This window comes from Pseudomonas sp. TSRC2-2, from assembly GCF_049897785.1.
Lineage (GTDB): Bacteria > Pseudomonadota > Gammaproteobacteria > Pseudomonadales > Pseudomonadaceae > Aquipseudomonas.
In genome coordinates this window covers 1-16,034 of sequence record NZ_JAFCWZ010000019.1, presented here as the reverse complement: position 1 = coordinate 16,034, position 16,034 = coordinate 1, and the positions used below count along the sequence as shown (strand labels likewise).

The 16,034-nt window shown below is 56.7% G+C and carries 20 protein-coding genes and 1 pseudogene; 7 read left to right on the top strand and 14 right to left on the bottom strand.

The genetic code is table 11. The features are described from left to right. Positions 1-89 precede the first annotated feature (89 nt). Genes rplT through thrS form a run of 4 tightly spaced genes read right to left on the bottom strand, consistent with a single transcriptional unit; the run spans position 90 to position 3,202 of the window. Complete coding sequence (gene rplT / locus ACP7D9_RS28770; protein WP_002553161.1) at positions 90-446, bottom strand: 50S ribosomal protein L20; 357 nt, start codon at positions 444-446, stop codon at positions 90-92. A 27-nt stretch (positions 447-473) separates the two neighbouring features. Continuing rightward, complete coding sequence (rpmI, locus tag ACP7D9_RS28765) at positions 474-668, bottom strand: 50S ribosomal protein L35 (RefSeq protein WP_002553160.1); 195 nt, start codon at positions 666-668, stop codon at positions 474-476. 60 nt (positions 669-728) lie between these two features. Further along, entirely contained in the window at positions 729-1,280 is a 552-nt protein-coding gene (gene infC / locus ACP7D9_RS28760; protein ID WP_169432615.1) for a translation initiation factor IF-3, read from the bottom strand. Beyond that, positions 1,280-3,202 carry a threonine--tRNA ligase gene (thrS, locus tag ACP7D9_RS28755; RefSeq protein ID WP_024012407.1) on the bottom strand — a complete coding sequence of 641 codons (1,923 nt, stop codon included), beginning with the start codon at positions 3,200-3,202 and terminating at the stop codon, positions 1,280-1,282. Before thrS ends, infC begins: the two co-directional genes overlap by 1 nt. 370 nt (positions 3,203-3,572) lie before the next feature. On the opposite strand from thrS, the gene ACP7D9_RS28750 reads away from it, so the two are divergent. Together ACP7D9_RS28750 and ACP7D9_RS28745 are read left to right on the top strand one after the other, a co-directional pair. Then, positions 3,573-3,875, top strand: coding sequence for a hypothetical protein (locus ACP7D9_RS28750; RefSeq protein ID WP_101159941.1), 303 nt, complete (start codon positions 3,573-3,575; stop codon positions 3,873-3,875). A 290-nt stretch (positions 3,876-4,165) separates the two neighbouring features. Beyond that, positions 4,166-4,378 carry a cold-shock protein gene (locus ACP7D9_RS28745; protein ID WP_003179963.1) on the top strand — a complete coding sequence of 71 codons (213 nt, stop codon included), beginning with the start codon at positions 4,166-4,168 and terminating at the stop codon, positions 4,376-4,378. Between the two features lie 64 nt (positions 4,379-4,442). Here ACP7D9_RS28745 and ACP7D9_RS28740 read toward each other — a convergent pair whose 3' ends face one another. After that, positions 4,443-4,760: an I78 family peptidase inhibitor gene (locus tag ACP7D9_RS28740; protein WP_426160335.1), complete on the bottom strand. Its 318-nt coding sequence runs from the start codon at positions 4,758-4,760 to the stop codon at positions 4,443-4,445. Between the two features lie 166 nt (positions 4,761-4,926). Next, positions 4,927-5,229 (bottom strand): hypothetical protein, encoded by a 303-nt coding sequence (locus ACP7D9_RS28735; RefSeq protein WP_101159945.1) that lies wholly within the window; start codon positions 5,227-5,229, stop codon positions 4,927-4,929. Between the two features lie 130 nt (positions 5,230-5,359). Here ACP7D9_RS28735 and ACP7D9_RS28730 point away from each other — a divergent pair, with 130 nt between their 5' ends. Beyond that, entirely contained in the window at positions 5,360-5,560 is a 201-nt protein-coding gene (locus tag ACP7D9_RS28730; RefSeq protein WP_101159959.1) for a hypothetical protein, read from the top strand. 34 nt (positions 5,561-5,594) lie between these two features. Here ACP7D9_RS28730 and ACP7D9_RS28725 read toward each other — a convergent pair whose 3' ends face one another. The 8 genes from ACP7D9_RS28725 to ACP7D9_RS28690 form a co-directional block, all read right to left on the bottom strand. Beyond that, positions 5,595-6,623 (bottom strand): nucleoside hydrolase, encoded by a 1,029-nt coding sequence (locus ACP7D9_RS28725; protein WP_101159962.1) that lies wholly within the window; start codon positions 6,621-6,623, stop codon positions 5,595-5,597. Positions 6,624-6,654: 31 nt separating this feature from the next. Next, positions 6,655-7,059: a D-ribose pyranase gene (gene rbsD, locus ACP7D9_RS28720; RefSeq protein ID WP_101159966.1), complete on the bottom strand. Its 405-nt coding sequence runs from the start codon at positions 7,057-7,059 to the stop codon at positions 6,655-6,657. After that, the gene (gene rbsK, locus ACP7D9_RS28715; protein ID WP_426160334.1) at positions 7,056-7,973 is read right to left on the bottom strand and encodes a ribokinase; all 918 of its coding nucleotides are present in this window, start codon (positions 7,971-7,973) and stop codon (positions 7,056-7,058) included. The genes rbsD and rbsK overlap by 4 nt, the downstream gene beginning before the upstream one ends. A gap of 24 nt (positions 7,974-7,997) precedes the next feature. After that, the gene (locus tag ACP7D9_RS28710) at positions 7,998-9,017 is read right to left on the bottom strand and encodes a LacI family DNA-binding transcriptional regulator (RefSeq protein ID WP_101159970.1); all 1,020 of its coding nucleotides are present in this window, start codon (positions 9,015-9,017) and stop codon (positions 7,998-8,000) included. Positions 9,018-9,020: 3 nt separating this feature from the next. Then, on the bottom strand, positions 9,021-9,998 hold the full coding sequence (locus tag ACP7D9_RS28705) for an ABC transporter permease (protein WP_426160333.1): 978 nt from the start codon (positions 9,996-9,998) through the stop codon (positions 9,021-9,023). Beyond that, positions 9,995-11,548, bottom strand: coding sequence for a sugar ABC transporter ATP-binding protein (locus ACP7D9_RS28700; RefSeq protein ID WP_426160332.1), 1,554 nt, complete (start codon positions 11,546-11,548; stop codon positions 9,995-9,997). Before ACP7D9_RS28700 ends, ACP7D9_RS28705 begins: the two co-directional genes overlap by 4 nt. 54 nt (positions 11,549-11,602) lie before the next feature. Next, positions 11,603-12,559, bottom strand: coding sequence for a sugar ABC transporter substrate-binding protein (locus ACP7D9_RS28695; protein WP_313003682.1), 957 nt, complete (start codon positions 12,557-12,559; stop codon positions 11,603-11,605). 197 nt (positions 12,560-12,756) lie between these two features. Continuing rightward, positions 12,757-13,203 (bottom strand): hypothetical protein, encoded by a 447-nt coding sequence (locus ACP7D9_RS28690; protein ID WP_426160331.1) that lies wholly within the window; start codon positions 13,201-13,203, stop codon positions 12,757-12,759. A 337-nt stretch (positions 13,204-13,540) separates the two neighbouring features. Between ACP7D9_RS28690 and ACP7D9_RS28685 the strand changes: the two genes are divergently transcribed. From ACP7D9_RS28685 to ACP7D9_RS28670, 4 genes and pseudogenes are all read left to right on the top strand, one after another. After that, positions 13,541-14,629 (top strand): asparaginase, encoded by a 1,089-nt coding sequence (locus tag ACP7D9_RS28685; RefSeq protein ID WP_101159977.1) that lies wholly within the window; start codon positions 13,541-13,543, stop codon positions 14,627-14,629. Between the two features lie 198 nt (positions 14,630-14,827). Continuing rightward, the gene (locus tag ACP7D9_RS28680; protein ID WP_101159978.1) at positions 14,828-15,097 is read left to right on the top strand and encodes a DUF1654 domain-containing protein; all 270 of its coding nucleotides are present in this window, start codon (positions 14,828-14,830) and stop codon (positions 15,095-15,097) included. A gap of 4 nt (positions 15,098-15,101) precedes the next feature. After that, complete coding sequence (locus tag ACP7D9_RS28675) at positions 15,102-15,791, top strand: endonuclease (protein WP_024012402.1); 690 nt, start codon at positions 15,102-15,104, stop codon at positions 15,789-15,791. A gap of 109 nt (positions 15,792-15,900) precedes the next feature. Then, positions 15,901-16,034, top strand: a pseudogene (locus tag ACP7D9_RS28670) (IS3 family transposase); the annotation flags it as partial.

Sequence of the window (16,034 nt, the reverse complement as noted above, 5' to 3'; positions counted from 1 at the left end):
ATAGGGGAAGAGCTTGAAGGCTCTTCCCCTATTTATGACGTTTAACACCTGACCTCACAAAGGTGAGGCCGGGTGACTGTCGGGGGTACTTAAGCCAATGTGGCTTTAGCTTTCTCGACAATCGCAGCAAACGCCGCTTTTTCGTTCACTGCCAGATCAGCCAGAACCTTGCGGTCGATCTCGATGGACGCTTTTTTCAGGCCAGCGATGAAACGGCTGTAGGACAGACCGTTAACACGAGCACCGGCGTTGATACGAGCGATCCACAGAGCGCGGAACTGACGTTTTTTCTGACGACGGTCACGGTAGGCGTATTGGCCTGCCTTGATTACCGCTTGCTTGGCAACACGGAATACGCGGGAGCGTGCGCCGTAGTAGCCTTTAGCAAGTTTCAGAATTTTTTTGTGACGCTTACGGGCAATGACGCCACGCTTTACACGAGCCATGAGTTACTTCCTCTATTCTTGACTAAATTAACGAAGGCGCAGCATGCGCTCGACTTTTGCCACGTCAGACGGATGCAGCAAGCTGCTACCGCGCAGTTGACGCTTACGCTTGGTCGACATTTTAGTCAGGATGTGGCTCTTGAAAGCGTGCTTGTGCTTGATGCCGTTAGCAGTTTTCAGAAACCGCTTGGCAGCACCACTTTTGGTTTTCATTTTTGGCATGTTCGGATACTCCGCATTCAGTTGATAAACATAATCAGAAGGCCTGCCGTGCCCTGTTGATTACTTCTTCTTTTTCGGGGCGATGACCATGATCAGCTGGCGTCCTTCCATCTTAGGATGCTGTTCGACCGAACCGTACTCGAGCAGGTCTTGTTCAACCCGCTTGAGGAGTTCCATCCCCAGCTCCTGGTGGGCCATCTCACGGCCGCGGAATCGCAAGGATACCTTGGCCCTGTCCCCGTCACTCAGGAAACGTACCAGGTTGCGCAGTTTTACCTGGTAATCCCCTTCCTCCGTCCCTGGACGAAACTTGATTTCTTTAACCTGAATCTGCTTCTGGTTTTTCTTCGCCGCGGCAATCTGTTTCTTCTTCTCGAAGATCGACTTGCCGTAGTCCATCACCCGGCAAACAGGCGGGACTGCGTCTGCGGAAATTTCCACCAGATCAAGCTTTGCTTCTTCAGCGATACGAAGCGCTTCATCAATCGAGACGATGCCAATCTGCTCGCCATCAGCGCCAATTAACCGAACCTCGCGTGCCGAGATATTCTCGTTGATCGGGGCTTTCGGTGCAGCTCGTTTATCTTGTCTCATTTCACGCTTAATAATAATTACTCCGAATCTGGGCGACCACGCCGGGAAACCGCTTGCGCGAGAAACTCAGCGAACTGGGCGACGGGCATCGAGCCCAGGTCAGCACCTTCACGAGTACGCACAGCGACAGTCTGCATCTCGACTTCCTTATCTCCGATAACCAAAAGATAGGGAACCTTGAGCAAAGTATGCTCGCGGATTTTAAAGCCGATCTTTTCATTTCTCAAGTCGGACTTGGCACGAAATCCGCTTTCGTTGAGAGTTTTTTCAACCTCTGCAACAAAATCTGCCTGTTTATCAGTGATATTCATGATCACCGCCTGCGTTGGCGCCAGCCAGGCAGGGAACGCACCTTCGTAGTGCTCGATCAGAATCCCGACGAAACGCTCGAACGAGCCGAGGATCGCGCGGTGCAGCATCACCGGGTGTTTGCGGCTGTTGTCTTCGGAGACGTATTCAGCGCCCAAACGGACAGGCAGGTTAAAATCGAGCTGCAAGGTACCACATTGCCAGACGCGACCGAGGCAATCTTTTAGCGAGAACTCGATCTTGGGCCCATAGAAGGCACCCTCGCCCGGCTGCAGATCGTACGGCAGACCAGCAGAATCAAGGGCTGCAGCCAATGCAGCTTCAGCGCGATCCCACAGCTCGTCGGAACCGACGCGTTTTTCCGGACGAGTGGACAGTTTCATTTCGACTTCGGTAAAACCGAAATCGCGATAGACGTCCATGGTCAACTTGATGAACGCAGCGGACTCGGCCTGCATCTGCTCTTCCGTGCAGAAGATATGCGCGTCGTCCTGAGTGAAAGCTCGCACGCGCATGATGCCGTGCAAAGCACCCGACGGCTCGTTACGGTGGCACGCACCGAACTCGGCCAGACGCATCGGCAACTCGCGGTAGCTTTTCAGGCCCTGATTGAACACCTGCACGTGGCACGGACAGTTCATCGGCTTGATGGCGTAGTCACGGTTTTCCGACTGGGTGGTGAACATGTTGTCGGCGTAGTTGGCCCAGTGCCCGGATTTCTCCCACAGGCTGCGATCGACGACTTGCGGAGTTTTGATCTCAAGGTAGCCGTTGTCACGCTGGATCTTGCGCATGTACTGCTCAAGCACCTGGTACAGCGTCCAGCCGTTCGGATGCCAGAACACCATGCCCGGCGACTCTTCCTGCGTATGGAACAGGCCCAGACGCTTGCCGATCTTGCGGTGGTCGCGTTTCTCGGCTTCTTCGATGCGCTGGATGTAGGCCGCCAGCTGCTTCTTGTCAGCCCAGGCAGTACCGTAGACGCGCTGCAATTGCTCGTTCTTGGCATCGCCACGCCAGTAGGCACCCGACAGCTTGGTCAGCTTGAAGGATTTCAGAAAGCGTGTGTTCGGGACGTGAGGCCCCCGGCACATGTCGACGTATTCTTCGTGATAGTACAGACCCATGGCCTGCTCGTTCGGCATGTCTTCGACCAGGCGCAGCTTGTAATCTTCGCCGCGAGCCTTGAACACTTCGATCACTTCAGCGCGCGGAGTGACCTTCTTGATGACGTCGTAATCCTTCTCGATCAGCTGCTGCATGCGCTGCTCGATGGCGGCCATGTCTTCCGGCGTGAAAGGACGCTCGTAAGCGATGTCGTAATAGAAGCCTTCGTCGATGACCGGGCCGATGACCATCTTCGCAGTCGGGTACAGCTGTTTGACCGCGTGGCCAACCAGGTGCGCGCAAGAGTGGCGAATGATCTCCAGCCCCTCTTCATCCTTTGGCGTAATGATTTGCAGGGTCGCGTCGCTGCTGATGATGTCGCTGGCGTCGACCAGTTGGCCATTGACCTTGCCGGCGAGCGTGGCTTTGGCTAGCCCTGCACCAATGGATGCAGCGACCTCGGCTACGGAAACCGGGTGATCGAATGAACGTTGACTGCCGTCGGGAAGAGTAATAGTTGGCATGGCGCCTCCTCTCCTAGTGGTGACCCCTACCAAAGGTCACGTGGGTTGGGATGAGCCAGTACAAGATCCGATCCAGGCCATTCAATGACGAACGCCTGCCTTACAGCGGCAGGAGCCTTGCGGCCAACCGGAAAACCGAACCAGAGTGACTGGGATTCAAATCGGAAATATTCGCACGCCGACCGCTTCGTGACTGAAGGTCATCCGAAGCCTGAGAACGCTTGAGCCCGGCATGCTAGCACAGATGAGCGGTCGCCTACGCCCTGATTTGGCAGAAGGCAGATTGTCCGTTTTTATGCCAGAGTGCTGAACTTGATCGGCCCTTGCGCCCTCAGATAACAAGACATTGACCCACAAGGAGCATCCTCGCATGCGTCTGAAAAGCTTATTCGCTGTCGTCGCCCCCGTCGTTCTGCTGCTGCCACTGAGCGCCCATGCCGACTGGCCCAAAGGCGAGCGCGAAAAGTACATGGCCCAGTGCACCCAGGCTGCCACCCAACAGATCGGTGCTGCCGCAGCGAAGTCCCACTGCGCTTGCGGTGCTGACGCTATCAAGTCCTATCCGGCCAGCGATATTCAGGCACTGATGGACAACAAGGCAACGCCTGAACTGCAACAGAAAGCCCTTGGCCAGATCGCCAAATGCAAGGCAAATACCCCAGCGAAAAAATAATCAAACCGAGCATTCTGATCGGCTGAAAGGCGAAAAAAAGTGTTGGAAATGAGCCTTTTCAGACGATTTATGCAGGTTTTACAGGTTTTTTTATCGTCTTTACGTTTCGCTGCAAGCCTTTCAAACCGGGGCTTACAGCAAAAACAGGCGGTGAAGAAAACACGACTGATTGGCAAACAGCACGTCCGGGGGGCTACCAAAGCGAACATTTCGACTATGATACCCGGGTGTGCCCAGTTGGCCTGAGCAGCACAGTACTACTGAAAATATATGTTTCTTGGAGATACACCATGTCTAATCGCCAAACCGGCACCGTTAAATGGTTCAACGATGAAAAAGGCTTCGGCTTCATCACTCCTCAAGGTGGCGGTGACGACCTGTTCGTACACTTCAAAGCTATCGAATCCGACGGTTTCAAAAGCCTGAAAGAAGGCCAGACCGTCTCTTTCGTGGCTGAGAAAGGCCAAAAGGGTATGCAAGCTGCACAAGTCCGCCCAGAGTAATTTCTTGGCGCACTAAAAAAACCCCGTCCTGGTGACGGGGTTTTTTATGCCTGAAACAAAGTGCTCAGCCGCAGTTGACGCGGGTAACCACCAGATTGTTGTCAGTGTTCAGATTCAGGCGATCGGAGCGATATTCCAGAGTGATCATGTCGTTTGGCTTGAGGAAGCGCGCGTTTTGCGCCCCAGCCTTGGCGCGCGCCTGATCCAGCAACTCAGGGGACGCCTTTTTGCCGATGGCAAATTGTGCTGCCGATGCTTCGCAGCGGCTATTACCTGAAACAGCCGTCACGGGCTCCTTTGCCGACTCGCTGGAGGTTGTGCTGCAACCGGCCAACAGAGCAGCGGCCATAAGTGCACCCAGTGTCGCGAACTTCAAAGGCATGAAGCCTCCTTGTTTTCAAATGTTTAAGCAGAGATCGTGCGACCGCCAGCTCGGCGTTTGGTTTCACTGCCGAAGCCATGTCTGCCCCACGAGCGGAAAAATGCCGAGTGTGCCTGAGCAGCACCGCCTGACTCAGCAAACAATCGTGACTGAATATTAATGCAGCTCAATAAACGTCGATGTAGTCATCGGACGGATTTGGCCAGTTGTCCTTAAGCGCGTTGAAGATCTGCATAACCCAGACCTCATCGCTGGCTGCGACATTGCCCACATAGCCCGAGCCCTTCGCCCACGTTTCCAGGCGAAACAACAGACCGTCGATATCCTGTCCGCCGGTCACGGTGGACAGATAAGCGATGCCACCTTTAGTCACGCGCAATTGGTTGTGTACGTCATCGCTGGCCGAGGCCAATAGTTGGCGTACAGCCTCAAGAGTCAGGCCATCGGGAGAATTCAAGTCAATCTGCACAGCGGTGTCCCTGAAAAACCGTGAAAGACCAAGTGTCGCATAGTGCCCCGCTCATGCCTAAGTCGCAGTGCCTAACGACGCGCAAAATGGTTAACTCGAAAACATACATCCCGACCTTTCGAGCCTCCTCATGACCAGCCTCAGTATCGACGCCGCCATTAACGCCAAATGGGCAGACGGACACAGCTCTTACAGCCCCGGCACGACGGAAGAGCTGGCGTTGATCGGCATTGATCTATTGGTCAAGGAGCTGGGAATCGAGGCGGCGCAGCAATTTATCAATCAGGTATTCGAACGATACCCGATCGTACCGGCCGAGCAGGCACAATGAAAACCCGCAGGCCGTGGCCTGCCGGTTAGCAGGCTTATTTAAGGCGTTTCAGGCGCTCGGTCAACAAATCAAAGAAACCCTGGGCGTCACCATTTTCAACCCAGAACGCGTTCTTCGGTGCTTTCAATCCGTCGTACCAGTCAACGATGGTCTGCCCGAATGTCGGCCCTTCCCTGCTATCCACCACGACATTGACCGCTCGTCCGGTAAACAGCTCCGGTTTGAGCAGATACGCCACAACAGTGGCGTCATGCACCGGGCCACCCGGAATACCGTAGTGCTCCATATCGCCCTTGATGTATTCGTTGAGAATGTCGCCTACGATCTTGCTTGCATTGTTGTTCAGCGCAGCAATCTGCTTCAGCCGCGCATCACTGGTGAGGATCTTGTGCGTCACGTCCAGCGGCAGGTACGTAAGCTTCACGCCGCTCTTGAGAACCACTTCAGCAGCCTGCGGATCAGCGAACAGGTTGAATTCGGCAACGGGGGTGATGTTGCCACCGTTGAAATGCGCCCCGCCCATGATCACCACTTCCTTGATGCCTTGAACAATCTCAGGCTCCTGGATCAATGCCAGCGCCAGGTTGGTCTGCGGACCGAGCATGGCAATGGTGATGCTGTGCGGCTTGGCGGACTTCAGGGTGTCGATCAAATAGTTGACCGCATTCCCTTTCGCCAGGCCTTTCTTCGGCTCGTGAACCGTGACGCCCGACAAGCCTTCCTTGCCATGAATGTTCTCGGCGTAGATCGGCGTGCGCATCAGTGGTTTCGGCGCGCCGGCGTAAACCGGCACGTCTTCGCGCCCCGCCCATTCGCGAGCCAGCCGTGCGTTACGGGATGTTTTGTCCAGTCGCACATTGCCGGCAACGGTCGTCAGCGCACGGATATTCAGTTCATCAGGTGACGCCAGAGCAAAGAGCAAGGCGACCACGTCGTCAGCGCCGGGATCGGTGTCGATAATCAGGTCGATCTTTTCCGCCGCCTGAGCGCCGGTCGCAGTTATCACGGACAAAAGCAGCAGGCTCCGGATCAGTTGGTGGAACTTTTCAGCATAGCGTTGCATGGCGCATTCCTTGTGCAGGTGAAATCGGAAATCAGAATGTAACCCCGGCGACCAGAACGATGTTGCAGTACGGCTGACATTCTCCTGTACGAATGATCGCCCTTGCCTGTCGGCTAAGCACTTTGAACTGCTCATGGGTGAGCAGGTCCCTGCGCCCCAGCGCACCCTCTTCATTCAATGCATCGAGATCAGCTAGCGCCGTCGGTTGCTTGTCGAAGATCTCCCTGGCCAGTACATGGCTTTCCACCTGCATTTCGCTGAGCACGACTTTCAGTGTGCTGACGAATTCAGGGATGCCATGGGTGAGCGCCAGATCGATCAATTCAACACCCGGTGGCACCGGCAAACCGGCGTCACCGATCACCAGCATGTCACCGTGACCGAGAGACGCGATCAGTCGCGACAGCGCGACGTTGAGCAGAGGAGTCTTTTTCATGCGGGTCTGAACGCCTGTACTTCGGACATGGTTGGAATGGACGGTTGCGCACCGGCACGGGTAACCGACAGCGCAGCGGCGATCTGACCGTAGCGAATCGCCTCGGCCTCAGACTTGCCACTGGCCAGCGCCGCGGCGAAACCGCCAACAAAAGTGTCACCCGCTGCCGTGGTATCTACCGCCTTCACCGTCGCTGCGGGGAAATGCTCGAAGCCCTCGCCATTGGCGAACAACGATCCTTGCGCGCCCAAGGTGACGATGACTTTGCCGGCACCCATGGCAATCAAATGAGTGGCAGCCGTTTCAGCCGTCTGCAGCGAGTCGACCGCCAACCCGCTTAATGCAGCCGCTTCGCTCTCGTTGGGAATCAGGTAATCAATCGCGGCGAACCAGTCTGCTGGCAAGGGACGACTGGCCGGCGCCGGGTTGAGGATTACGGTTTTGCCCAACCCACGCGCACGCTTGAGCGCATGCCCGACTGTCGCATCGGGGATCTCAAGCTGACAGATCACTACATCGGCAGTCTGCAAGACTGCATCAAAGCGGTCGATAACTGCTGGGGTCATCGCCCCGTTGGCACCGGCGACAATCACAATGGCGTTCTGGCTGTTGTCATCGACTACGATCAGCGCCACGCCACTGCAATCCTCTACGACACTGACGGCCTGACAGTCGATGTGCTCGGTCAATAACGCCTCGCGCAGTTGCACGCCATAGTCGTCATTGCCCACACAACCGATCATCGCCACCCTCGCGCCCAAGCGCGCAGCAGCAACCGCCTGATTGGCGCCCTTGCCGCCCGACACGGTAGCAAAAGAATGACCGATCAGCGTTTCACCGCCGCGTGGCAGCCGTGGCGCCCGGGTGACCAGGTCCATGTTCAGGCTACCTATTACCACTACATTTGCTGGCATACATCACTACTCATCAATTCGGTTTCAGCGATATTCGGTGAACACGCCGGACAGCGGCGCAGTCGATTCGCGCAGCACAATGCTCGGGGTTACGATGCGTTGATCGGCACCTGAGTCAGGCGCAGCGATTCTGCGCAACAGCACCTCGGCGGCCATCTCGCCCAGTTGCAGGATCGACTGGCCTACCGTGGTCAGCGCCGGATAGACATAACGGCTCATCTGAATGTCATCGAAGCCGATCACCGACAGCTCAGCCGGCACCCGCACGTTTCGTTCGGCCGCTGCGCGCAGCACACCGATGCCAATCATGTCATTACCGGCAAAAATCGCGCTGGGCGGACTACTTTCGAGTAGCCGGGCAGCGGCGTTGTAACCACCGGTACTGGTGAAATCGCTGTCCAGCATGCGCTCTTCGCGCACCTCTATCCCCGCCTCTTGCAGCGCTCGGCAGTAACCGGCCTGACGCATTTGCGCCACGCTGGTACTGGCCGGACCGCCGATGGTGGCGATGTCGCGGTGCCCCAGCTCGAGCAGGTGACGGGTGGCCAGATAAGCGCCGTATTCGTGGTCGATGCGCACCAGATCGGCATTCACACCTTCCAGGCCCCGGTCGACGATGACCATCGGCGTCTTCACCCCCGCCAGCCCTTCCGCCAGACCACTGTCACCGCCCGCGGAGGCGACGATCAAACCGTCGATGCGTTTTTCCAGCAACACGCGCAAATAACTGCGCTGCTTGTCCGGATTATCGTCGGAGTTGCAGAGGATCACGCAGTAGCCGTTACGCTCGCAGTAATCCTCGATTCCCCGCGCCAGTTCAGCGAAGTACGGGTTGAGGCTATTCGGCACCAGCAGGCCGATGGTGGCGGTGGTCTTGGCTTTCAGCGAGCGCGCCACGGCACTGGGTACGTAGTCGAGGCTTTTGATCGCCGCCTCCACTTTGCGCCGCACTTCCTGACTGACCGGCCGGGTGTTGTTCACCACGTGCGACACGGTTGTATAGGAAATGCCCGCGAGCGCCGCTACATCCTTGATCGTTGCCATGGTTCAACCCCGGCGACTGGCGCGTTGACTGCGATAGGTGTCGAGCACCACGGCGATAACAATTACCGCACCGGTGATAATGCGCTTGGTCGGCTCCGTCGCACCAATCTGTGCGAGTCCGGCCGCGAGCACGGAAATGATCAACACGCCAAAAAAGGTACTGATCACCGAACCGCGCCCACCCATCAGGCTGGTACCGCCGATAACCACCGCTGCGATCACTTGCAGTTCCAGGCCCGAACCTGCGTTCGGATCAGCCGCTTCCAGACGCGAAATCTGAAACAGCGCAGCGATGCCCGCCAGCAGACCCATCAGACTGAACACCAGAATCTTGTATGGCTTGGGATTGATCCCGGCCAGACGTACAGCCTCTTCGTTGGTGCCTATGCCGATCAGGTAGCGGCCGAAAACAGTACGGGTCAAAACTGCTTGCGCGATGAAGATAATCAGCAAAGCGATGATGAACGATGGGGAAATGCCGAACGCGATCGGATTCGACAGCCAGGCAAACGCATCGCCAATGTACGCAGTACGCGACCCGGTCATCTGATACGCCACACCACGGGCCATCTCAAGCACGCCGAGGGAGACGATAAACGACGGGATTCGCCAGGCCACGGTGATCGAACCGGTGATGGTGCCAGCCAAAGCCGCCACCGCCATGCCGAGCAGAGCCGCCGGCAAAACGCTCCAGCCCCAGCCGAGAATCGCAACGCTGACGGTCGACGCGGCCAGCGCCAGCACCGAGCCGACGGACAGGTCGATGCCGCCGATGATCAACACAAAGGTCATGCCCACCGCGAGCACCATCAGGTCAGGAATCTGGTTGGCCAGGGTGCTGAAAGTGTTGTACGAGAGGAAATGGCTGCTCAGGACCGAAAACAGCGCAATCATCGCCAGCAAGGCACCGGCCAGACCCAGATAAGTACCCAGGCCGAAGAAGTTGCCACTACGTTTACTGGCAGAGGATGCAGTTTTCATGGGAGATCCCTAGGCGCTGCTTCATTGAGCAACGCATCACGTTTTTGGTAGCCGGCGAATGCGGCAGCAAGCAAATCATCCTGGGTCCAACTGTCGCGCTCGAAGGTGTCGATCAGACGCCCCGCCGAGAGCACGCCGATCCGGTCGCAGATCAGCATCAATTCGCGCAAGTCACTGGACACCACTACCAACGCCTTGCCCTGACGGGTCAATTCGCCGAGCAAGCCATAAATATCGAATTTGGCGCCGACGTCGATACCGCGAGTGGGCTCGTCGAACAACAGTACTGAACAGTCGCGCTCCAGCCAGCGGCCGATCACGACCTTCTGCTGATTGCCGCCAGACAGTTGCGAGACCAGTTGCGTCGGGCTCGAACTGCGGATGCGCATGGCCTCGATCTGACGCTGTGCCAGGGATATTTCATCGCCATTGTTGACGAAGCCGCCACTGGAGATTTCAGGCATGTTGCCCAAGGCGATGTTGGCGCTGATCGACTGACTGAGCAGTAGCCCTTCGCCCTTGCGATCCTCGGTGATCAGAGCGATGCCGTTGCGCACAGCGTCGACAGGCGAGCGAACGTTTACAAGCTTCGCCGGTGAGCCGAGCGCGATGGTGCCGCTGTCGGCGGCATCGGCCCCGAAGATCAGCCGCAACAACTCCGTACGCCCTGCCCCGATCAACCCGGAAATGCCGAAAATCTCCCCGGCTCGCACTTCGAAGGAGACGTCGCGGACTTTGTCCGAACGCGTCAGGCCCCTAACCGTCAGCGCCGGAGCGCCGATCTTGCGCGGCCCCATGTCGATGTGTTCGCCCAGCTCGCGACCGACCATCAGGGTAACCAGTTGCTCGCTGTTGTAGTTGGCCATCGGCTCGACGCAGACCAGATTGCCGTCACGCAGCACGGCGATACGCTGCGCCACCCGCGCCAGTTCTTCGAGGCGGTGGGAAATATAAATGATGGAAACGCCGCGAGCCTGCAAACGCGTGATCTGCTCGAAGAGCATTTCGACTTCGCGCGCCGTGAGCATCGCCGTGGGCTCATCGAGGATCAGTACGTGGCAATCGCCGATCAGGTTACGCGCGATTTCGACCATCTGTTGATGACCGATACCCAGCTCACCGACCAGCGTGTCCGGGTCGATTGCGTCGAGGCCGACTTGCGCCATGGCTTCGATCGCCGCCTTGCGCAGTTGCTTGCGGCTGATCCAGCCAGCGCTGCTCGGCAAATTATCCAGAAACAGGTTTTCCGCCACCGAAAGCGTCGGCAACAGATTGAGTTCTTGCATGACCATGCGCACGCCAAGCTCTTCTGCCTGGGTACGGCTGCCCGGACGGTAGTCCTTGCCCTGAAATTGCATCTGGCCGGTTGTAGGTGTAACCAGACCGCCAATGATCTTCGACAGGGTACTTTTGCCGGCACCATTCTCGCCGGTCAGCGCCAGTACTTCACCGCGCATCAGCGTCAGATCGATGCCGGTGAGCACCGGTTGCGCATAGGTCTTGCCGATACCGCTGACCGAGAGGACAGCGTTCGGGGCGGAAACTGACATAGAAATCTCCATGCGCTCGCCCGGACGGACGAGCGCCATTGTGTCGCAGATGACTTACTGGGTGACCAGCTCGACCGGTGTTTCGATCACGCCGTTGGCACCGCTGTCGACTTTTTCGCCTTTGATGATCTTCAGTGCGGTTTCGATGCCGAACACGGCCTGCTTGGCTGCAAACTGGTCAGCCGTCGCCAGCACACGACCGTCCTTGAGCATTGGTTTGATGGCATTGATGTTGTCGTAACCTACGACCTGAACCTGGCCAGCCTTACCGGCGGCGCGGACTGCGGAAACGGCGCCGACTGCCATGCTGTCGTTACCGGCAAGCAGCGCTTTGATCTGCGGGTACTCGCTGAGCATCGAGGAGGCAACCTGGTTGCCCTTGTTGATTTCCCAATCACCGGATTGCAGCGAGACTACTTTGATCTGCGCGGCTTCCATCGCATCCTTGAACCCGGCCGTACGCGCCTGCGCGTTGGTGGTGGTGGACACACCTTCGATGATGCCGACTTCGTCGCCCGCCTTCAGTTGCTTGGCCAGATATTCACCAACCAGGCGTGCACCCTTGCGGTTGTCCGGACCTACGAAAGGCACATTGATGTTTTTGCTTTTGACCACGGCCGGGTCGAGCTGGTTGTCGATGTTGATCACCGTGATACCGGCGTCAACGGCCTTTTTGATTACGGGCACCATGGCCTTCGAGTCAGCCGGCGCGATCACCAGAGCATCGACTTTCGAGACGATCATCTGCTCGACGATACGGATCTGGTTGGCAGTGTCGGTTTCGTCCTTGATGCCGTTGGACACCAGATCGAAATCGGCGGAGTGTTCTTTCTGGTAGGCCTTGGCGCCGTCTTCCATGGTCAGGAAGAATTCGTTGGCCAGAGATTTCATGACCAGCGCGACTTTGGGTTTTTCCGGGGACTCGGCGAATGCCGAGGAGACAGGTAGTGCAGCGGCTGTAGTAGCCAGCATAGCGACAGCAAGAAGACGTGCGGCGAAGGGCAGCTTCATGGATTCACTCCGATCTTATGATTATTGTGAGCAACGTTTGCGCTGACGTAAGCTACATCACGGCTGCATGGGCATCCGACCCGCTAAAGCCGCGCAAACGTTTGCGTAGATCGAACTATGGGAATCCCGCCGACATTTGTCAATAATCAGAAATCGTCATTTATCGCAGGGCTAATTGCCGATTGGCCCCATCGACATCATGCGGTGGTGTTGACCAGGCCACCACTGGCGCCCTTGGACATTTCCCTCACCAGTGCACCGGCGACTTCCATCATTGCCGCGCTGGTCTGCGCGATCTGCCCCTGAATGGACATAACTGCCTGGGCCTTGGCTTCGGGCGTTGGATAGCCTGCAGCCTGCGCTGCTGCCAGTTGCTGCTGCTGTTCCTGAAGCTGTTTCTGCAGTTCCTGCATGCGCTTGAGCAGTGTTTTAACGGCGACGCTCTGATTCCCGTCGCTCTCGGCCTTGCTGTCCTCCTGAACAGGACCGCCACCGGTTCTGACCTGATTTTTTTCAGTCTTCTCGGTACCCAGCGCTTGACTCGATGCCTCATTGGTCGCGTCGTTCAGGGTGGTGATCGTCGCTGCAGTTTTACCGCCGATGATGACTGCAGCAGGATTGGCAAAACCGACCGTCAGTGACATGTGAGCTCCTAAGATTTGGTTTCCTTGAGGACGCATCGGCCTGAAGCCACATTTCTTTAGCGGTAATTTGTCACGCGGCCGGCAATTCAAAATATTGCCTATCGGCGAGCCGAACAAGAATCCGCCTGTTGTTCGGAATCCCGGATGGACGAGCCCGCAGCAAGACCCTGACCCTCGACAAATGTTGATGTAAATCATCGAGTTAAACAATTTCCGCTGGCACATTACGCATGGTATGAATCCTGCTCTCCTCCCTGCACCTCAAGCGTTCAGATCGGCTTGGGGCGCATCTAGATGAACCTGCACCAGCACCGTCTCACAACTAGAGAGAAAAATAATGAAATCTGCTTTCAATACCTTTATTCCGGGCGCATTGGCCCTCCTCCTGCTCCTGCCCACTGCCATTCAGGCAAAAGAAGTCGAAACCCAGACCAAACTGGCCAACGTCGTTGTCCTGGCCACGGGCGGCACTATCGCCGGCGCCGGTGCGAGTGCCGCAAACAGCGCCACCTATCAGGCAGCGAAAGTCGGCGTCGAACAACTGATCGCCGGCATTCCCGAGTTGAGCAAACTGGCCAACGTACGTGGCGAACAAGTGATGCAGATCGCTTCGGAAAGCATCACCAATGACAACCTGCTGCAATTGGGTCGTCGCGTTTCGGAACTGGCTGACAGCAAGGACGTCGACGGTATCGTCATCACCCACGGCACCGACACTCTCGAAGAAACTGCGTACTTCCTGAATCTGGTCGAGAAGACAGACAAGCCGATCATCGTCGTCGGCTCGATGCGTCCAGGCACTGCGATGTCGGCGGACGGCATGCTCAACCTGTATAACGCCGTCGCCGTAGCAAGCAGCAAAGAAGCGCGCGGCAAAGGCGTGCTGGTTACCATGAACGACGAGATCCAGTCCGGTCGCGACGTCAGCAAAATGATCAACATCAAGACCGAAGCGTTCAAAAGCGCCTGGGGTCCGCTGGGGATGGTGGTCGAAGGCAAATCCTACTGGTTCCGCATGCCGGCCAAGCGTCACACCATGGACTCGGAATTCGACATCAAGGACATCAAAAGCCTGCCTGATGTAGAAATCGCCTACTCCTACGGCAATGTCAGCGATACCGCTTACAAGGCACTAGCGCAATCCGGTGCCAAAGCCATCATCCACGCCGGCACTGGCAACGGCTCGGTCTCCTCCCGCGTGGTTCCGTCCCTGCAAGCACTGCGCAAGGATGGCGTACAGATCATTCGTTCGTCCCACGTCAACGCCGGCGGTTTTGTCCTGCGTAACGCCGAACAGCCTGACGACAAATACGACTGGGTTGTCGCTCACGATCTGAACCCGCAAAAAGCCCGCATCCTGGCAATGGTCGCGCTGACCAAGACCAACGACAGCAAAGAACTGCAACGGATGTTCTGGGAATACTGATTGATCTTCGCCTGATCAGTCCTTGATCAGGCAATTGCTCACCACCTGCCCGGACTTGGCAGGTGGTGCCTCGCTTACACCCTCAAGCATTTCTCCCACGAAAAACTCGCCAAGCCTTACACCAAAATCGGAAACCTGGTGTCAGAGGATTTTCTTGAATTTTAAGCGGTTGCGAAATTGCTTACAGTTAAATACTGTATGCACGTACAGCTTAATAAGGATAACCTCGTGGTCACCTCTCCTGCTGCTCCTGACGCTTACGAACGCATGGGTATGCGCGTTCAGAAAATCATCAATTCCCCCACCGCGCAAAAGGCCAAAGCCGCACTGATTTTCCGTTTACCGGATGAGCCGATGGATGACTGGGAGCGCCTGCTCGAGGAGATCGACGAGAACGACAACGTCACCCTCGCTTATCGCGATGACGGTGGCGTGCAGATTTTTTGGGTTGTGCCGAAGGAAGATTGATTCAATGAGTGTCCGCTGTGTTGCTTTGCTGTTGTTGTTTTTCGCCATGGGCGCCCAGGCTGGCGCCCCACGAACCTTTTCGGAAGCCAAGAAAGCCGCGTGGAAACTTTATGCTCCGCAGTCAACCGAGTTTTACTGCGGCTGCAAGTACACCGGCAACAAGGTCGATTTGAAAGCTTGCGGTTACGTGCCGCGCAAGAACGCCAAGCGCGCTTCAAGAATCGAGTGGGAGCACATCGTGCCGGCCTGGCAGATCGGTCACCAGCGACAATGCTGGCAGCAAGGCGGACGCAAGAACTGCACACGCTACGATCCGGTGTATCAAAAAGCCGAAGCTGACTTGCACAACCTGGTGCCGAGCATTGGGGAGGTCAACGGCGACCGCAGTAACTTCAGCTACGGCTGGCTGCCGGTACAATCCGGCCAGTATGGATCCTGCCTGACTCAGGTCGACTTCAAGGCCAAGAAGGTCATGCCCCGCCCTTCGATTCGCGGCATGATAGCCCGTACGTATTTTTATATGAGCAAACAATACGGGTTGCGTCTGTCGAAGCAGGATCGGCAGTTGTACGAAGCGTGGGACAAGACTTACCCGGTGCAGGATTGGGAGCGCCAGCGCAACCAAAGCGTGGCGTGCGTGATGGGGCGCGGCAATGAATTTGTCGGCTCGGTGAATCTGAAAGCCTGCGGCTGATCGCAGCACAAATACAAAGGCCTCGAGCGTTATGCTCGAGGCCTTTTTCATGTCCGTGTCTCGTCCTGAATAAGGTTTACACCTTCTGACCTATCCTCAGGAGGAACCAATGGAATCAGGAAACAGGCGCAGTCAACGTGATTACACGCTGGGCTTTAAATTAGCGGTCGTCGATCAGGTTGAAAAGGGCGAACTGAGTTATAAAGAGGCTCAACGACGTTATGGGATCCAGGGTCGGTCGAC